Genomic DNA, 15898 nt, shown 5'->3' with positions numbered 1-15898 from the left:
AAGACCTATACTAGCCACAGGCGACGTCAGACCATGACCGACGTTTCGCTCGCCTTCGACGACAACGAGTATCTCCCGGCGGTCGCCCAGGACGCCGACTCGGGCGAGGTGCTGATGCTCGCGTACGTCACCGAGGACGCCCTCGAACGGACCCGCGAGACGGGCTACGCGCACTACTACTCCCGGAGCCGCGACGAACTCTGGAAGAAGGGCGGGACGAGCGGCCACACACAGCGCATCGAGGAGGTGCGCGTCGACTGCGACGGCGACGCGCTCCTCTATCTGGTCGAGCAGTCCGGCGGCGCCTGCCACACCGGCTACGAGTCCTGTTTCTACCGGACCGTCGACGGCGAGGAGGTCGGCCAACAGGTGTTCGACCCCGACGACGTCTACTGATGGTCGACGCTGCCCAGCGGCTCCACGAGGCCGCCACGCAGCGCCGACAGGCCCGCGAGCGGGTCGACGCTATCGGCGAGGCCGACCTCCGTCGCTGCCGGGAGCTGTACCGGGAGCTCCACGACCTGCTCGACCGCTACGAGGACACCGCCACCGGCAGCGGGAACTTCGAGGCCTACACCGAGTTCGAGGGCCGGGTCGCGGAGCTGACCGAGGACCTAGAGGACGACCTCCCCGAGAGGGAGACGTTCGAGGCCGTCGACGACTACCTCCAGCAGCGCCGGCTCAGCGAGTCGGACTTCGAGACCGCCCGCCGGAAGCTCCAGCCCGTCGGGGAGGTGGCCGACCGACTCGACGACTGGGAAGATGCCCGCGAGCGGTACCGGACGGCCCGACGCGACGCCCGCAAGCGACTGGGCGACCTGACCGAGCGCATCGACGACCTCGAACGGCTCCGGCGGCTGGGCGAGGCCGACCTCGACGCGCCGGTCGCGCGTCTCCGTGACCCCATCGAGCGCTACGACGAGGCCGTCAGCGAGGCCTTCGACGAGTTCCGCTCGTCGGCCCCGGCCCGCGAGGTGCTGTCGGCCGTCGCCCGGGCCGACGCGTTCCCGCTCGTGGAGTTCCAGTCGCCGCCCGACGACCTGCTCGACTACGTGGGCAGCCACGACGCCGGCGAGGAGCCGATTCCGAAACTGCTCGAATACGCCGACTACTCCGCCTCGAAGCTCGACCACTACGTCGCGGATACGGCGGCGCTCAAACGCGCCGTGGGCACCCGGCGGACCTACCTCCGGACCCTCGACGCCGGGCCCCTGACCGTGGGGTGGCCCCCGCCCCCGGCCGACCACCTCCCGTGGCTCGCCCGCGAGTACCGGTCGGTGCTCTCGGGCTTTGCCGGCGAGGCCGTCGTCACGGCGCTGCGGGACGTGCGGGCGCTGGCCCGTCGCGAGGACTACGACCGACTGCGGGAGAGCGCGCTGGCGCGTGCGGAACTGACTGAGAGCGAGCGCGAGCGCCTCGCCAGCGGTGCGGTCGAGGAAGAGCTATCGGCTGCTCGCGAGGAGCGAGCCGACATCGAGGACGCGCTGGCGGAACACGAGGCGCTGTAGAACGCGTCTGCTACTCTCCGCGTTCCGCGGCGCCGACCATCTGGCCGGCGAGTTCCTCCGCCCGCTCGGGGGTCCGGGCCTCGGCGTAGACGCGGACGACCGGTTCGGTGCCGGACGGCCGGGCCAGCACCCAGCCGTCGCCGTAGTCCAGCCGCCAGCCGTCGGTCGTGTCGAGGTCGGCTGCGGCGTCGGTGGCGTACGTCTCGATGCCGGACAGCATCGCCTCACGGGCGGCCTCGTCGTCGACGTGGAGGTTCCGGCGGACGTTGTAGTAGTCGTCGTAGGGCGCGACCAGTTCGCTGGCCGGCTGGTCGGCCACCAGTTCGCAGAAGCGCGCGGCGGTGTAGGCGCCGTCGCGGGCGATGCGGTAGTCCGGGAAGAGGACGCCGCCGTTGCCCTCGCCGGCGATGGCGACGTGGGTCCCCTCGGCCTGCCGTTCTTTGATGCGGCTGACGATGTACGTCGAGCCGATGGGGGTCAGCGAGAGGGTCGCCCCCGCCGCTTCGACCACGTCGACGAGTCGCTGGGAGGCGTTGACCGCGCTGACGACGCCGTCGCCCGCACCGAGTTCGGCGGCGGCCAGCGCCGCGAACATCGCGCTGCCGTCTATGTGCTCGCCGCGCTCGTCGACGAACATCGCCCGGTCCCCGTCGCCGTCGTGGGCGATACCGAGGTCCGCGTCGGTCGCCCCGACGTAGCTCCGCAGGTCACCCAGCGTCGCGGCCACGGGCTCGGGGTTCCGACCGGGGAAGTGACCGTCGGGTTGGCCGTTGACGGTGTGGACCGTACAGCCCAGTTCCCGGAAGAGGTCGGGGCTCACGAGCGCCCCGGCGCCGTGGCCGGGGTCGACGACGACGGTGAGGTCGGCGCCGGCGATGCGCTCGCGGTCGACCGTCTCGCGGATGCCGGCCCTGTAGTCGCGCCGGGCGCGTTCGACGCGCCGGTCGGTCCCCATCCGGTCCCAGGTGGCGTGGCTCGGCGCCGCGTCGAGGGCGCGCTCGACCTCGTCTAAGGTCTCGCGGCTCAGTTCGACGCCGTCGGCGCCGATGAGTTTGATACCGTTGTACGCCGGCGGATTGTGACTCGCCGTCACCATCAGCCCCGGGACGCCCTCGGCCTCGCAGTACGCCTGTAGCCCCGGCGTCGGCACGACCCCCAGCCTGTCGACGTCGAACCCGTGCCCGGTGAACCCGCTCGTCACGGCGTTCTCGTAGGTCCGCCCGGTGGTCCGGGTGTCCCGGGCGACGGCGACCCGCTCGGTGTCGGTGGCCCACACGCTCCCCGCCGCCTGTGCGACCCGCATGGCGTCCTGTGGCGTCAGTTCCTCGCCGGCGACGCCACGGACGCCGCTCGACCCGAACACGTGCATTCGAGCAGACCTGCGTAGCCGACCGGCTTATGGATGTCGACACCCACAGCCGGTGTCGGCGCCCCGACACGCACCGATTCCAACAGCCATTAGCCACCTCGCCGTTCACAGCAGGTATGGCCAACCAGGACCTCATCGCGGCGCTGCGTGACGCTGACGCGGTCAAGTACGGGGAGTTCGAGCTCTCCCACGGGGGCACCTCGAACTACTACGTCGACAAGTACGTCTTCGAGACGAACCCCCGGTGTCTGGAACTCATCGCCGGGGCCTTCGCCGACCGGGTCGGCGACGACAAACTGGCCGGCGTCGCGCTGGGCGGGGTGCCGCTGGTCGCGGTCACCAGCGTCGAGACGGGGCTGCCCTACGTCATCGCCCGAAAGCAACAGAAGGAGTACGGCACCGCGAACCTCGTCGAGGGCGACCTGACGGAAGGCGAGGAAGTCGTCGTCATCGAGGACATCGCCACGACCGGCCAGAGCGCCATCGACGCCGCAGAGGCCCTGCGGGAGGCCGGCGCGGTCGTCGAGCGCGTGCTCGTCGTCGTCGACCGCGAGGAAGGGGGGGCCGAGAACCTCGCCGAACACGACCTGGAACTCGAATCGCTCGTCACCGCCTCGGACCTGCTGGCGGACGCGCCCGACGACGTGGACGTTTAAATTCGGGCCGCCTCACGTGTATTAACTGTGATTCGTAACTCGTTCTACATCATTTCTGTCCAAACTCGTCACGCTTAACCCGCCCGCTGGCAACGCCACCGTAATGGGTACGCTGGAGCAGGTCTTCGACCTCGCGGACCACGACACCGACGTATCGACCGAGATTCTCGCGGGTGTGACGACGTTCCTGACGATGAGCTACATCGTCGTCGTCAACCCCGCCATCCTCAGTGCCGCTATCAGTGTGAACGGCCGGACGACGGGCCAGACGATCCAGATGCTGGCCGTGGTGACTATCATCTCGGCCGCCGTCGCCACGCTGGTCATGGCCCTGTACGCGAACCGACCGTTCGCACAGGCCCCGGGACTCGGACTGAACGCCTTCTTCGCCTTTACCGTCGTCCTGGGACTGGGCGTCCCGTGGCAGACGGCGCTGGCCGCCGTCGTCGTCCAGGGGGTGCTGTTCGTCCTGCTGACCGTCGTCGGCGCGCGTGAGTATCTCATCAAACTGTTCCCCGAACCGGTGAAGTTCGCCGTCGGGGGCGGTATCGGCCTCTTCCTCGCTATCATCGGGCTGGAGGCGATGCACGTCGTCGCCTCCGACCCCGCGACCTTCCTGCAGTTCAACCCCGTCTTCGCGACCGACCCCATCGCCATCATCTCCGTTCTCGGACTGTTCGTCACGTTCGCGCTGTATGCAGCCGACGTGCCGGGCTCTATCCTCCTCGGTATCGTCATCACGACGGTACTCTCCTACGGGGCCAGCGCGCTGGGATACACGGCCCGGAACCCACAGGTCGCGGAGGGCGTCTCGCTGTACACGCCCGCCAGCCTGACCGGGCAGACCGACGTCGTCTACTCGGCGGCCGGCTACGACATCACGCCGCTCGTCGGCGCGTTCATCGAGGGGCTCTCGAACGTCGACGCGCTGGGTTTCTCGCTTATCGTGTTCACGTTCTTCTTCGTCGACTTCTTCGATACGGCCGGGACGCTGACCGGCGTCTCCCAGATAGCGGGCTTTCTCGACGAGGACGGCAACCTCCCCCAGATGGACCGCCCGCTGCTGGCCGACGCCATCGGCACCACCGTCGGCGGCATCATCGGCACCTCGACGGTGACGACGTACATCGAGTCCTCGACCGGCGTCGAGGAGGGCGGCCGGACGGGCCTGACCGCGCTCGTGGTCGCACTACTGTTCCTGGCCTCGCTCGCACTCGTCCCGCTGGCGGCCGCCGTCCCGCTGCACGCCTCCCACATCGCGCTGGTGGTCGTCGCCGTCCTGATGTTGCGTAACATCGTCGACATCGACTGGGACGACCTGAGCCACGCCATCCCGGCGGGGCTGACCATCTTCATCATGCCCTTTACCTACTCCATCTCCTACGGCATCGCCGCGGGCATCATCGCGTACCCAGTGGTGAAACTCGCACAGAGAGAGCGCGGCGACATCCACGCCGGCCAGTGGGTGCTGGCAGCCGCGTTCGTCTTCTACTTCTTCGTCCGTACCAGCGGCCTCCTCGCCGGCGCCCTCTGACGCTCGCCCTGTACTCCACCGACGCGCTTTTTCCGGTCCGCCCCGTAGATAGTTGCGTAATGGCGACTCTCGAACTCTACGAACTGGAGGGGTGTCCGTACTGCGCGAAGGTAATCACGAAACTCGACGAACTGGGCCTGGAGTACGAGTCCCACATGGTCCCCCGCTCACACAGCGAGCGAACCGAGGTCGAGGCAGTGTCGGGCCAGACCGGCGTCCCGGTGCTCGTGGACGAAGACCACGGCGTCGAGGGGATGCCCGAGTCCGACGACATCGTCGAGTATCTCGAAGAGACGTACGGGTCGTAAGGTCCCCTCTCGTGTACCGGTCACGAACGGAGTGAGTGACCGGCCTTTTTCGCCCACGTTTTTCGAGGAGTGGTCCCCGCTTCGCGGGGACCCGACGCTGAAAAAGGTGGGACTGATATCGTCGAGTATCTGGAAGAGACGTACGGCTCCGGCGCGTCGTAACCCGTTCTACGCCGCCGCCCATCCGCAGGCTCGTGCCGGCCGCGTTCACGAGCCCGTCGGCGCGCTGTGGTGCGATACCGGCCCGGACGAGGTCGAACTCCGTACCGGCGCGAGCGTGGTACACGTTGGACGCGGCGAGTGCTGGCGACCTCAGGCCGCGTCTTCCTGGGGCTCCTCGCCCCGTTCCATGATGAGGTCCCGGAGGTCGTCGGCGTCCCGAATCTCCTCCATCTCCGCTTTCTCGATGAGCGCCGTCCCGTCGACGGACTCCCGGGTGAGTTCGTCGACGACGTACACCGACCGCGTCTTGGTCACCTCGCCGACCGAGGACATGATGCGGGCGCGCTTCTCGGCGGCCTCGGTGAACGCGGAGTGGCCGGTCAGCACCTGCTCGCGGCGCTTTGCGTTCTCGTTGACCGTCTTGAACGGCGCCCGGTTGGTCGGGTGGACCTCGAAGCCGATGCGGGTGAAGACGGTGGCGATGGGCTCGTCCTCGGGCGCCACGTCGGGGTCTTCGGGCGTCGGCTCCTCGTCGCGAATCTCCTCGGCGCCGTCGAGGACGCTGACCGGCGAGGTCAGCGGGGCGTCGAACAGTTCCTCCAGTTCGGCCGCGACCTCGACGGAGGCGTCCATCCCGTCCTCGTACTTCGAGACCGTCCGGCGGGAGACGCCCAGTTCCTTGGCGAGTTTGCCCAGCGACCACTCTTTCTCCTCGCGGACGTCTGCCAGCACTTCCGAGTCGATGTTGACGTACAGCCCGCCAGGCGCGGCGTAGATGAGCGGCGGCACCTCCTCGACGAACAGGTCCATCGCCGTGTCGGGCGAGAGGACGGGGACGCCGTTGCGGAAGTAGACCACGCCCGGCTTCAGTTCCTCGTCCCTCGTCCGGAGGCCGACGACGATGGGCGTCGCGTTCAGGTACGTCCCCAGCCGGCGCATCTCCGCGCCGGTCCGGGCGTCGAAGGCGTCGATGTTGCCGAGAATCTTCACGAGCAAGACGTCCTCGCCGCGGCGGGCCGCGATGTCGAAGCTCTTCGGTCGAATCGCACACCGGTCGCTCACGAGGAATCCGGCGTCCTCGAGCATGGCGGTTACGTTGCCTACCAGTGCGGACCGTGACATCTGCTCTCTACTGGGGGGTAAGCTGTTCTCGGCATATATGCGTTGTGCCGCCCCTGTGAGATGATTAGTGGCCGCCTGACGGCCGCTATCAGCGATAGAAACGGCGGTGTGGCCACGTCCGGGCGCGTCCCGGCCGCCGTTCAACACGCCCTTTCGGCCGGTCACCGCCCGCGACTCGCGACGAAACCGCTATGCCGGAGAACCCGATACACGCTCGTAGTGACCGTCGTCGGACTGGACGATACCGACTCCCGGGAGACTGGGATGTGTACGACCTACGCCGCCGCCGAACTGGCCGAGCGGATACGCGACGCCGGCGGCCGCGTCGAGCGACTGCTCCTCGTCCGGCTCAACCCCGCCGTCGAGCACAAGACCCGCGGGAACGCCGCGCTCGCCGTCCACACCGACCTCGACGCCGACCGGGCGACGGCGCTGGTCCGGGCGACGCTCGACCTGGCACAGACCGACGACCCGAAGACGAACCCCGGCGCCGTCGTGGCCGACTGCGACCCCGACGAGGTACCGCCGCCGGTCGCCGAGTTCACGCTCGACGCGATTCGGACGATTCAGGACCGGACGGCGGCGACGCTCGTCGCGGACACCGCGGGCTTCGCGCGGGTCCAGCGGGGCAACGGTCGGGGGGTGGTCGGCGCGCTCTCGGCCGTCGGCGCGTGGGCCGCCCTCGACGACTGGACGTACGAACACATCGCCTACCGCGAGCCCGACCGCTGGGGCAGCGAGCGCGAGGTCGACGCCGAGAGCGTCCGCGCGGCGGCCGATTCGCACTATCCCGCGGTGTGGGACACCGTCGACCGCGCGTCGGGCTACCCCGTCTGTGTCCCCAGGACGCCCTGTCCCATCCTCTACGGGATTCGCGGCGACGACTCCGACGCCTGCCGCGCCGTCGCCGACGCCGTCGAGAGCGAGCCCGTCGACCGGCGCGCGACCTTCGTCACGAACCAGGGGACCGACGTCCATCTGCAGGACGGCGCCGTGGGTGCCGTGAGCGACGACAGCGCCTACCGCGTCAGCGGGACCGTCGCCGCGTCGCCCGAGACCCGCCAGGGCGGCCACGTGTTCGTCCCCGTCGCCGACGACGGCACTCGCCTCCAGTGTGCCGCGTTCGAGCCGACAAAGCGGTTCCGCGACCGCGTGCGGGCGCTGCGGGCCGGCGACGCGGTCACCGTCTGTGGCGAGGTGACCGACGGGACCCTGAAGTTGGAGAAGTTCGCGGTCCGGTCGCTGGTGCGGACCGAACCGGCGACGCCGGTGTGTCCCGACTGCGGGCGAACGATGTCCTCGGCCGGCCGGGGGCAGGGCTATCGCTGTCGGGACTGCGGGACCAGCGCGGACGGCAAGGTCGAACGGCCCGTCGACCGGGACCTCGAACCGGGCTGGTACGAGGTCCCGCCGGTGGCGCGCCGGCACATCGCGAAACCGCTGGTTCGGGGCGGGTTCGACGGGCCGACGCATTCCGAACGGTAGGAGGACGGTGGGGGCATACGGCGGCCATCGGCCGCCGTTTCCCCGGACGCGAACGAAGTGAGCGTCCGGCCTTTTTCACCCACGTTTTTGCCGCTCGGATTTCCTCGCGCCCTCTCCGAGCGCGCTGCGGGAACCCTCCCGGCAAAAACGTGGTCGGGGAGCCGCTGGTTCGGGGCGGGTTCGACGGGCCGACGCATCCGGCGCGGTAACCGGGGTGTAACCGGACCGCACCTCCGGCGCGGTAATCCGAGCGATACCGCCCGGCCGGTGTCGATAGGGCGCCCATAGCGACGTGCCAACGAGGTATGGAATCTATAACAATACGTTTCAGGCGGGTAGAGAGCGTATGGGCAGCGAGTCGTCGCCATCGGATATCGAGACGCGACCACCACTTCCACAGGACGAGTTCAGCGAGGCACTGCTGACCAGCGAACTGGAACCCACTGCCGACGGCGGACAGCGTGCGCTGTTGTACCCCGACGACAGGCCGGACGTAGAGATGTCGACCCACTGGCTGGCGGTCCCCGAAGGGCTGCTCGTCGACCTCGACGACGTTCGGTGACGCCTTCTGCGGGATAACCCACCGGTAACAATACCGTCTCTCAGCTACAGCGGGCCTATGGGCACTGAGCACCAGGAAGCGTCCGGCGGGACGCCCTCGCCGGACCCCGACGAAGGAGTCCTTCCAGCGGTCGTGCGAAGCCGCTCGGACGGGACGGAGCGGTACATCTGCTACGCCGCCGACGTCGACCCGTCCGAGGTCGACTCACAGTGGGTCTCTGTCGACGCCGACACGCCCGTGTCGCTGGTGTTGTGGCGCTAGTACGTGTCGATGTTCGTCCCGACCGAGCAGACGTACTCGCCGGTGGCGACCTGCGGGAGCCGCCGCGACCGCCAGAAGACACCCGAGGAGTCGGCGGTAATCTCGCGTTTCGTCTCGCCGAAGACGTCGGTCACCTCGAACAGCGTCTCGCCACGGCTCACCCGGTCGCCCAGGTCCGGGTGGAAGTCCACGAGGCCGCCCACCGGTGAGCCGTACTGCTCGAAGCCGGTGGCGCGGGCCTGGGGCGCCGGCGCGGCCTGTCCTTCGAGGAAGTCGTAGTAGCGAAGCACGTTGAAGACGCCGTCGACGCCCGCCCGTATCGAGCCCTCGTCCCAGCCGACACAGCCGCCGAGTTCGGGGTCGATGGTCGGGACCCCCTCGTCGGGCGCGGCACGGGCCAACTGGCCGTCGGGCCCCTTCTGGTCTAAGATGTAGCCGCAGTCGAACACCTTCGCGAGTTCGAGACACTCCTCGTGGAGGCGGTGGCGGGAGCCACACCGCACCCGGACCTCCTCTATCATCTTCGAGGTCGACCCCTGGTGGAGGTCGACGACGAGGTCGGCGCTCACGGCGGCGTCGTACGTCGCCGCGGCGATGCGCTCGCTGGAGGTCCCCGAGGCGTCGCCGGGGTAGGCCCGGTTCATCTTCGTGTCGTCGATGGGGTTGCGGTGTTCGGCCACCTGGAAGGCGTGGTAGTTGACGATGCCACAGACGAGAATCGTGCCGGAAAGCTCGCTCGGGTCGAGTTGCGGGACGACGCGCTGGACGACCCCGACGCCGTTCAGTTCGTCGCCGTCGCTCGCGGCCTGCATGTAGAGGGTCTTGCCGCTCCGTGACCCGTTGATGACCGCGACCGGCAGTCCGACGGGGCTGCCGTCGCGGGTCTCGCCGACCGCCAGACGCCCGGTGTCTATCTCACCGGGAGCGGCACTCGCCGTACCGAGAGTTACCATTACCCGCCCATTCGGCCTGTCCGACTTTACTGGTTCGGATTTACTGTTGCAGGCGCATCACCACCAGCTCTGCTGCGCCCAGCAGGACGAAGACGCCGGCGACGACCAACCCGCCGCCGCCGGGCCGACCGGACCCGGGGTCGGTCACGACGGGGGTACCGGAGGTGCGCCGGGCCGTGTCGGTCTCGGTGCTGGCGCGCGCCGTGGCCGCACGCTCGCCCTCCGCGTCGGTCGCCGTGGGGTCGGCGTCCGTGGCGGTCGGCTGGCGTTCCGGGGCGCCGGTCGTCTCGACGGCGGTGTCGACAGCCCGGTCGCGGGTTTCGGTGTCGCGCCCACCTCCGTCGTCGGCGCTCGGGTCGCCGTCGCCGCCCGTGCGGTCGGTGTCCGTCGACTGGCCGCTGTCGTCGGTCTCGACGGTGTCGTTCCCGTCGCCGGTATCCGTCCCTCCACCGGTCGAGCCGTCTGTCTCACCACCCGTGCCGCCGTCATCGGCCGGGGTGGCAGTCCCGCCGCCGGTGTCCGCCTCGCTCTCGCCGCTCTCCTCGCCATCACCGGTCCCCTCCTCGGCCGCCGTCGGGTCACTGCTCCCGTCGTCGTCAGCACCGTCGTCCGACTCCTCGGCCGGGTCGCCCTCAGCGCCACCGCCCGGCGGGCCGGCGTCAGCCGGTGGTCCAGCGCCATCCGGCGGCCCAGCGTCGTCCGGCGGGCCGGCATCGTCCGGCGGCCCGGCGCCCGCTGGTGGGCCGCCCTCGTCGTCCGGTTGCAGCGCGTCGACCGGGCGCTCGAAACTGTACGGCTCGCTCGCGGGACCGCCGGTGGTCGTGGCAGTCGCCGTCGCTGTCGCCGTGACGGCCACACCGACGACGAGCAACGTGAGTGCGACCCGTCGCACGGAGCGCCGGCGTTCGTCGTTCTGAGTTCCGGCCATTCGGTTCGTGTGGCGAACGCGACCGAGTGTGTGGAAAGTAATACGTCGGCTTCCCCGTGGCCCGGCCGGCCGGTCGCGCCGTAACCTCCCTGTTCTGGCCGTCGGCCCGCCGAGGGTCGTCCCCCGTTCGCGACGGGAGACCGATGCGGTCTTTTCACCCCGGTCCCTACCGGGGGGTGTGTCAGAGTCCGACCCGGAGAGTGGCGCCGCGGCCATGGTCGCCGCGCTGAACGTCCCGCGGAACGCGAAGTACGGCTTCAGCCTCGCCGCTCTCGTGACGGCGGGGCTGGTCGCGCTGTTCGTCCTCCCCGGGACGACCCGGCCGACCTACCTCTACGGGGCGCTCGCGTTCGTCCTGCTCGTCTCGCTGGGCGGCCTGCTGACGGCCGTTTTCACCGCCGTCTCGGCGGTCAGGCTCGCCCGCTCGTCCCCGTGAGCGCGCCGAGGCGGTCGGCGCCGGTGCGGGTCCCCTTCGCGAGCAACACGTCGCCGGCCATAAGCGGCGTCTCGGGACCCGGCGAGACGACCCACTCGCCGCCCGCTCGTCCGGTGCGGTCGCTCTCGCCGGCGGACCGGCGGATTGCGATGATGCGCATCCCCGTCTCGGTCTTGACGGCGGCGTCGCCGATGGTCCGGCCGGCCAGGTCGCCGTCGGCGGCCACCGTCGCCCGGACGATTATCTCGTCGGACTCCCGCACCGCCTCGGCGACGACCGGATGGGTCGAGAGCCCGCGCAGGACGCCCTCGCTTATCTCCAGGGCCGCGTCGGAGATGACCTCCGTCGAGCGGGCCAGATGGACGAGCCCGCGCAGGGAGACCGGGTCGTCCATGTCGGCGGCCGCCCGGAGCGTCCACGCCTCGAAGCGCGACTGGAGCGCGTCGACCTCGGCTTCGAGTTCGACGACCTCCTCGGCGACGGCCTCGCTGTCGAACAGCACCGCGCCGTAGGCCAGGTCGACGGCGAGTTCGCCCATGTCCTTCATCAGGACGATGGAGTCGACGGCGCGTTCGAGGTCCCCCGTGTCGCCCTCCGGCGGTTCCGGGGGGACGTAGGGCTCGCCGGTGGCGTCCTGATACACGTCGCTGACGCCGTCTTCTGGGCCACGCAGCAGGACCACGTCCTCGGCCTGTAGCTGCGTCTCCCGCGTCGGGTTGAGCAGCCAGTTCCCCTGTCGGCGGATGGCCAGCGCGCGCACGCCGGTCTCCGTCTCCAGGTTCAGCGCGCCCAGGCTCTGCCCGGCCAGCGGCGAATCGGCGGTGACGGTCGCCCGGACCAGCGTCTCGACGGCCTCGGGCAGCGCCGCCCGCATCGTGTCGGGCAGCCCGATGTCCTCCAGGACGACTTTGGCGATGTCGCCGGCGGCGTCGCTTATCTTCTCGGCGGCGCCGACCATCCCCAGCACCGGCGCCAGCGCCTCCGCGTCGTCGGTCGACCGACAGGCCATCAGCAGGCTCATCCGCGCGCGAAGTTGGAGCACGTCCATCTTCGCCTCCAGTTCCAGCACCTCCCCCGCCACGTCGTCGCTGCCCAGCAGGACGGCCGAGTACGAGAGGTCGATGAGCAACTCGGCGGTGTCTTTCATCTCCGAGAGCACCGCTTTGACGCTCACCGGTTCGTACTCGACCGTCCCCGTGGGCTCCATATCCCTCGATTTGACACCACCGTTGAAAAGCGTTCGCTCTGTGGTATTCGCTCCCACGACAACTCCACCCGCGGGACGCCGACAGAACAGCTATTCCTGCCACCATGAGTGCGAGAACGCGAACCCGTCCGCGACAGAGCTGACTGAACGTCCAGTTTCGCGCCGCCGACTATGTGACAGTGACGCCCGGAAAGAAAATGCTTTTCCCGGCCGGTCGGATACGGTTTGGGTATGTCCGACGACCTCAAGAAAGGGCTGGAGGGAGTCCTCGTCACCGAATCCGGTCTCAGCGTGATCGACGGTGACGCGGGTAAACTCGTCTATCGGGGGTACACCATCGAGGACCTCGCGAACGGCGCCAGCTACGAGGAGGTGCTGTACCTGCTCTGGTACGGCCATCTGCCCGACAGCGACGAACTCGACGCGTTCGCGTCGGAGATGGCGACAGAGCGGGAGGTCGACGACGCCGTGCTCGCGACGGTCCGAGAACTGGCCGAGGCCGACGAGAACCCGATGGCCGCCCTCCGAACCGCGGTGTCGATGCTCTCGGGGTACGACCCCGCCGTCCAGGACGCCGACCCGACCGACGAGGAGGTCAACCTCGCGCGCGGCCGCCGCATCACCGCGAAGATTCCCACTATCATCGCCGCCTTCACCCGCATCCGCAACGGGTCGGACCCTGTCGCCCCCCGAGAGGACCTTGGCCACGCCGAGAACTTCCTCTACATGCTCAACGACGAGGTGCCCGACGACGTGCTGGCCGACGTCTTCGACCAGGCGCTCGTCCTCCACGCCGACCACGGCATCAACGCCTCGACGTTCTCGGCGATGGTCACCGCCTCCACCCTGTCGGACCTCCACAGCGCCGTCACCGCCGCCATCGGCACCCTGAAGGGCCCGCTCCACGGCGGCGCCAACCAGGACGTCATGGAGATGCTCAAAGAGGTCGACGACGCCGAGATGAACCCCCTGGACTGGGTCAAGACGGCGCTGGACGAGGGGCGTCGCGTCTCCGGCTTCGGCCACCGCGTCTACAACGTCAAGGACCCCCGCGCGAAGATTCTCGGCGAGCGCTCGAAGGAACTCGGCGACGCCGCCGGCTCCCTGAAGTGGTACGAGATGTCCACCACCATCGAGGACTACCTCATGGAGGAGAAGGGGCTGGCCCCCAACGTCGACTTCTACTCGGCCTCGACGTACTACCAGATGGGCATCCCCATCGACATCTACACCCCGATATTCGCCATGTCCCGCGTCGGCGGCTGGGTCGCTCACGTCATCGAGTACATCGAGGACAACCGGCTCATCCGCCCCCGCGCCCGCTACGTCGGCCCGGACACCGACGAGACGACGTTCGTGCCCATCGAGGAGCGGTAGTAAGCGTCTGTACCGCGCCGAAGGCGCGGTTTCACGGCCGCGAACGGAGTGAGCGGCCTGTCTTTTTCGCCCACGTTTTTCGAGGAGCCCTCTCCACGGCGAGCCGGAGGCGCGCGAGGAAGGGCGACGATGAAAAAGGTGGAGGGCGACCGCCTCATCCGCCCCCGCGCCCGCTACGTCGGCCCGGACACCGACGAGACGACGTTCGTGCCCATCGAGGAGCGATAGGTTACAGCCGATAGACGACCGCTTCGTACGGTCGGAACTGCTGTCCCGCCGGGTCCGCCGGTGAGTCGTCGTAGTTGCTCTGCAGTATCGCCAGAGGGGTACCGTCGACGACCCCGGCGTCGACCGTGGCGGGTCGGTTCGACCAGTTGAGAACGACGAGCACCGTCTCGTCGCCGAGCGCGCGACGGTAGACGTACAGTTGCTCGTCCTCGGGGAGCAGGAGGTCGTACTCGCCGTAGACGAGCACGTCCTCCTCGTGTCGCAGGTCGATGAGTCGCCGGTAGTAGTGCCAGACGGACTCCTCGTCGGCGCGGGCCGCCGCGACGTTGATATCCGGGTAGTTCTCGTTGGGCGCGAACCACGGCTCGCCGGTCGTGAAACCGGCGCTCGCCGCGTCGGCCCACTGCATCGGCGTCCGCGCGTGGTCGCGGCTGACGTAGTTCACGAACTCGCGCAGTTCCGCGTAGGAATCGGCCCGCCCGGCCTCGAAGAGGTCCTCGATGGCACCGACGGTCATCGGGTCGTCGAGCGCCGACAGCTCCGGGAAGTCGTCGTTCGTCATCCCGATTTCCTCGCCCTGATAGACGAACGGCGTGCCCCGCGTCGTCAGCAGGAAGGTGGCGAGCAGCTTCGCGCTCTCCGTTCGGTAGGCCTCGTCGTCGCCGAAGCGCGAGACGATTCGCGGCTGGTCGTGGTTGCCGAGGTACGTCGCGTTCCACCCCTCCGCGTCGAGGTCCGTCTGCCACCGGCTCATGATGCGCTTGAACTCCGGGAGGCTCCACTCGCCCCACTCGCTCGGGTCGAACCGCCCCCGGGGGCTGATGTCGACGCCCATGTGCTCGAAGTGGAATATCATGTTCAGGCCGTCGCCGTCCTCGCCGAGGTAGTTCTCGGCCATCTCGACGGTCGTGTCGGCCATCTCGGCGACGGTCATCACGTCGTAGTTCGCGAAGGTGCGCTCGTACAGTTCGCGGAGGTAGTCGTGAATCCGCGGGCCGTGGCTGAACACTTCGATGCCCTTCGGTTCGCGGTCGGCGGTCCCGTCGGGGAGGCCCTCCGGCTTCGAGATGTAGTTGATGGCGTCGATGCGAAACCCATCGATGCCCTTCTCCAGCCACCACTCGACGAGTGATGCGATTTCGTCACGTACGTCCGGGTTCCGCCAGTTCAGGTCGGGCTGTTTCTCGTCGAAGAGGTGGAGATACCACTGCTCGCGGGCGTCGTCGTAGGTCCACGCCGACCCGCCCATGAACGACTCCCAGTTGTTCGGCGGGACCGGGTCGCCGTTCGCGTCGACGCCGCCGTCGCGCCAGTAGTAGTAGTCCTCGTACCCCGCCTCGCGTCGCCGCGACCGCTGAAACCACTCGTGTTCGTCGGAGGTGTGGTTGACCACGAGGTCCATGAGCAGTCGCATGTCGTGTGCGTGCAGTTCCGAGCGCAGGGCCTCCCAGTCGGCCATCGTCCCGAACTCGTCCGCTATCGAGCGGTAGTCGCTGATGTCGTAGCCGTTGTCGGCGTTCGGGGACCCGTACACCGGACAGAGCCAGACGACGTCGACGCCGAGGTCGTCGAGGTACCCGACCTTCTGCGTGATTCCCGGCAAGTCGCCCACGCCGTCGCCGTCGCTGTCGTTGAAACTGCGCGGGTAAATCTGGTAGACGACCGCTTCCTTCCACCACTGACGGTCCGGTGTCCCGTTGGCATTCATGATAGTACTACTTGCGTAGCACCTCAGAAGTATTCTGGTGGCAGCGGTAGCTCCAGCGTGCTAGTTGCGAGCGCTGTCCGAGCGGGCGGCCACG

Annotated in this window: 16 protein-coding genes; 10 read left to right on the top strand and 6 right to left on the bottom strand. The window is 68.8% G+C overall.

Features of this window, described 5'->3' with window-relative positions; genetic code table 11:
• Positions 1-33 precede the first annotated feature (33 nt).
• Both hisI and NDI86_RS10015 read left to right on the top strand, forming a co-directional pair.
• Positions 34-396, top strand: coding sequence for a phosphoribosyl-AMP cyclohydrolase (gene hisI, locus NDI86_RS10020; protein ID WP_310900284.1), 363 nt, complete (start codon positions 34-36; stop codon positions 394-396).
• Positions 396-1508 (top strand): DUF7118 family protein, encoded by a 1113-nt coding sequence (locus NDI86_RS10015; protein ID WP_310900283.1) that lies wholly within the window; start codon positions 396-398, stop codon positions 1506-1508. The genes hisI and NDI86_RS10015 overlap by 1 nt, the downstream gene beginning before the upstream one ends.
• 10 nt (positions 1509-1518) lie before the next feature.
• Here the strand turns inward: NDI86_RS10015 and glmM are convergent, their stop codons facing one another.
• Positions 1519-2877 (bottom strand): phosphoglucosamine mutase, encoded by a 1359-nt coding sequence (gene glmM, locus NDI86_RS10010; protein ID WP_310900282.1) that lies wholly within the window; start codon positions 2875-2877, stop codon positions 1519-1521.
• 116 nt (positions 2878-2993) lie between these two features.
• On the opposite strand from glmM, the gene pyrE reads away from it, so the two are divergent.
• The 3 genes from pyrE to NDI86_RS09995 all read left to right on the top strand — a co-directional run bounded on the left by pyrE (position 2994) and on the right by NDI86_RS09995 (position 5375).
• A complete protein-coding gene (pyrE, locus tag NDI86_RS10005; RefSeq protein WP_310900281.1) occupies positions 2994-3533 on the top strand; it encodes an orotate phosphoribosyltransferase in 540 nt (179 codons plus the stop codon).
• A 103-nt stretch (positions 3534-3636) separates the two neighbouring features.
• Positions 3637-5067, top strand: a complete 1431-nt coding sequence (locus tag NDI86_RS10000) for an NCS2 family permease (protein ID WP_310900280.1) — start codon at positions 3637-3639, stop codon at positions 5065-5067.
• 59 nt (positions 5068-5126) lie between these two features.
• Complete coding sequence (locus NDI86_RS09995; protein ID WP_310900279.1) at positions 5127-5375, top strand: glutathione S-transferase N-terminal domain-containing protein; 249 nt, start codon at positions 5127-5129, stop codon at positions 5373-5375.
• A 312-nt stretch (positions 5376-5687) separates the two neighbouring features.
• Here the strand turns inward: NDI86_RS09995 and NDI86_RS09990 are convergent, their stop codons facing one another.
• Positions 5688-6659 carry a transcriptional regulator gene (locus tag NDI86_RS09990; RefSeq protein WP_310900278.1) on the bottom strand — a complete coding sequence of 324 codons (972 nt, stop codon included), beginning with the start codon at positions 6657-6659 and terminating at the stop codon, positions 5688-5690.
• A gap of 219 nt (positions 6660-6878) precedes the next feature.
• On the opposite strand from NDI86_RS09990, the gene NDI86_RS09985 reads away from it, so the two are divergent.
• The 3 genes from NDI86_RS09985 (at position 6879) to NDI86_RS09975 (ending at position 8967) form a co-directional block, all read left to right on the top strand.
• On the top strand, positions 6879-8144 hold the full coding sequence (locus NDI86_RS09985) for a TiaS agmantine-binding domain-containing protein (protein WP_310900277.1): 1266 nt from the start codon (positions 6879-6881) through the stop codon (positions 8142-8144).
• A 346-nt stretch (positions 8145-8490) separates the two neighbouring features.
• The gene (locus tag NDI86_RS09980) at positions 8491-8706 is read left to right on the top strand and encodes a DUF7511 domain-containing protein (protein ID WP_310900276.1); all 216 of its coding nucleotides are present in this window, start codon (positions 8491-8493) and stop codon (positions 8704-8706) included.
• Between the two features lie 57 nt (positions 8707-8763).
• Positions 8764-8967, top strand: coding sequence for a hypothetical protein (locus NDI86_RS09975; RefSeq protein ID WP_310900275.1), 204 nt, complete (start codon positions 8764-8766; stop codon positions 8965-8967).
• Here the strand turns inward: NDI86_RS09975 and NDI86_RS09970 are convergent.
• Together NDI86_RS09970 and NDI86_RS09965 are read right to left on the bottom strand one after the other, a co-directional pair.
• Entirely contained in the window at positions 8964-9920 is a 957-nt protein-coding gene (locus NDI86_RS09970) for a succinylglutamate desuccinylase/aspartoacylase family protein (RefSeq protein WP_310900274.1), read from the bottom strand. The genes NDI86_RS09975 and NDI86_RS09970 overlap by 4 nt on opposite strands.
• A gap of 40 nt (positions 9921-9960) precedes the next feature.
• Positions 9961-10848, bottom strand: coding sequence for a hypothetical protein (locus NDI86_RS09965; RefSeq protein WP_310900273.1), 888 nt, complete (start codon positions 10846-10848; stop codon positions 9961-9963).
• 178 nt (positions 10849-11026) lie between these two features.
• On the opposite strand from NDI86_RS09965, the gene NDI86_RS09960 reads away from it, so the two are divergent.
• Positions 11027-11284: a DUF7536 family protein gene (locus tag NDI86_RS09960; protein WP_417936258.1), complete on the top strand. Its 258-nt coding sequence runs from the start codon at positions 11027-11029 to the stop codon at positions 11282-11284.
• On the opposite strand, the gene NDI86_RS09955 is transcribed toward NDI86_RS09960, so the two are convergent.
• Positions 11259-12491: a potassium channel family protein gene (locus NDI86_RS09955; protein ID WP_310900272.1), complete on the bottom strand. Its 1233-nt coding sequence runs from the start codon at positions 12489-12491 to the stop codon at positions 11259-11261. The genes NDI86_RS09960 and NDI86_RS09955 overlap by 26 nt on opposite strands.
• A gap of 231 nt (positions 12492-12722) precedes the next feature.
• On the opposite strand from NDI86_RS09955, the gene citZ reads away from it, so the two are divergent.
• The gene (gene citZ / locus NDI86_RS09950) at positions 12723-13868 is read left to right on the top strand and encodes a citrate synthase (protein ID WP_310900271.1); all 1146 of its coding nucleotides are present in this window, start codon (positions 12723-12725) and stop codon (positions 13866-13868) included.
• A gap of 229 nt (positions 13869-14097) precedes the next feature.
• Here citZ and NDI86_RS09945 read toward each other — a convergent pair whose 3' ends face one another.
• Positions 14098-15804, bottom strand: a complete 1707-nt coding sequence (locus tag NDI86_RS09945; protein WP_310900270.1) for a glycoside hydrolase family 13 protein — start codon at positions 15802-15804, stop codon at positions 14098-14100.
• Positions 15805-15898 lie beyond the last annotated feature (94 nt).

This window comes from Haloarcula onubensis (genome assembly GCF_031624605.1).
Lineage (GTDB): Archaea > Halobacteriota > Halobacteria > Halobacteriales > Haloarculaceae > Haloarcula > Haloarcula onubensis.
This window is presented reverse-complemented; position numbering and strand designations above follow the sequence as displayed.

Excerpts from the sequence above, each read along its gene's own strand:
- hisI (WP_310900284.1), top strand. The coding sequence starts at position 34 with ATGACCGACGTTTCGCTCGCCTTCGACGACAACGAGTATCTCCCGGCG.
- NDI86_RS10015 (WP_310900283.1), top strand. The coding sequence starts at position 396 with ATGGTCGACGCTGCCCAGCGGCTCCACGAGGCCGCCACGCAGCGCCGA.
- glmM (WP_310900282.1), bottom strand. The coding sequence starts at position 2,877 with ATGCACGTGTTCGGGTCGAGCGGCGTCCGTGGCGTCGCCGGCGAGGAA.
- pyrE (WP_310900281.1), top strand. The coding sequence starts at position 2,994 with ATGGCCAACCAGGACCTCATCGCGGCGCTGCGTGACGCTGACGCGGTC.
- NDI86_RS10000 (WP_310900280.1), top strand. The coding sequence starts at position 3,637 with ATGGGTACGCTGGAGCAGGTCTTCGACCTCGCGGACCACGACACCGAC.
- NDI86_RS09995 (WP_310900279.1), top strand. The coding sequence starts at position 5,127 with ATGGCGACTCTCGAACTCTACGAACTGGAGGGGTGTCCGTACTGCGCG.
- NDI86_RS09990 (WP_310900278.1), bottom strand. The coding sequence starts at position 6,659 with ATGTCACGGTCCGCACTGGTAGGCAACGTAACCGCCATGCTCGAGGAC.
- NDI86_RS09980 (WP_310900276.1), top strand. The coding sequence starts at position 8,491 with ATGGGCAGCGAGTCGTCGCCATCGGATATCGAGACGCGACCACCACTT.
- NDI86_RS09975 (WP_310900275.1), top strand. The coding sequence starts at position 8,764 with ATGGGCACTGAGCACCAGGAAGCGTCCGGCGGGACGCCCTCGCCGGAC.
- NDI86_RS09970 (WP_310900274.1), bottom strand. The coding sequence starts at position 9,920 with ATGGTAACTCTCGGTACGGCGAGTGCCGCTCCCGGTGAGATAGACACC.
- NDI86_RS09965 (WP_310900273.1), bottom strand. The coding sequence starts at position 10,848 with ATGGCCGGAACTCAGAACGACGAACGCCGGCGCTCCGTGCGACGGGTC.
- NDI86_RS09955 (WP_310900272.1), bottom strand. The coding sequence starts at position 12,491 with ATGGAGCCCACGGGGACGGTCGAGTACGAACCGGTGAGCGTCAAAGCG.
- citZ (WP_310900271.1), top strand. The coding sequence starts at position 12,723 with ATGTCCGACGACCTCAAGAAAGGGCTGGAGGGAGTCCTCGTCACCGAA.
- NDI86_RS09945 (WP_310900270.1), bottom strand. The coding sequence starts at position 15,804 with ATGAATGCCAACGGGACACCGGACCGTCAGTGGTGGAAGGAAGCGGTC.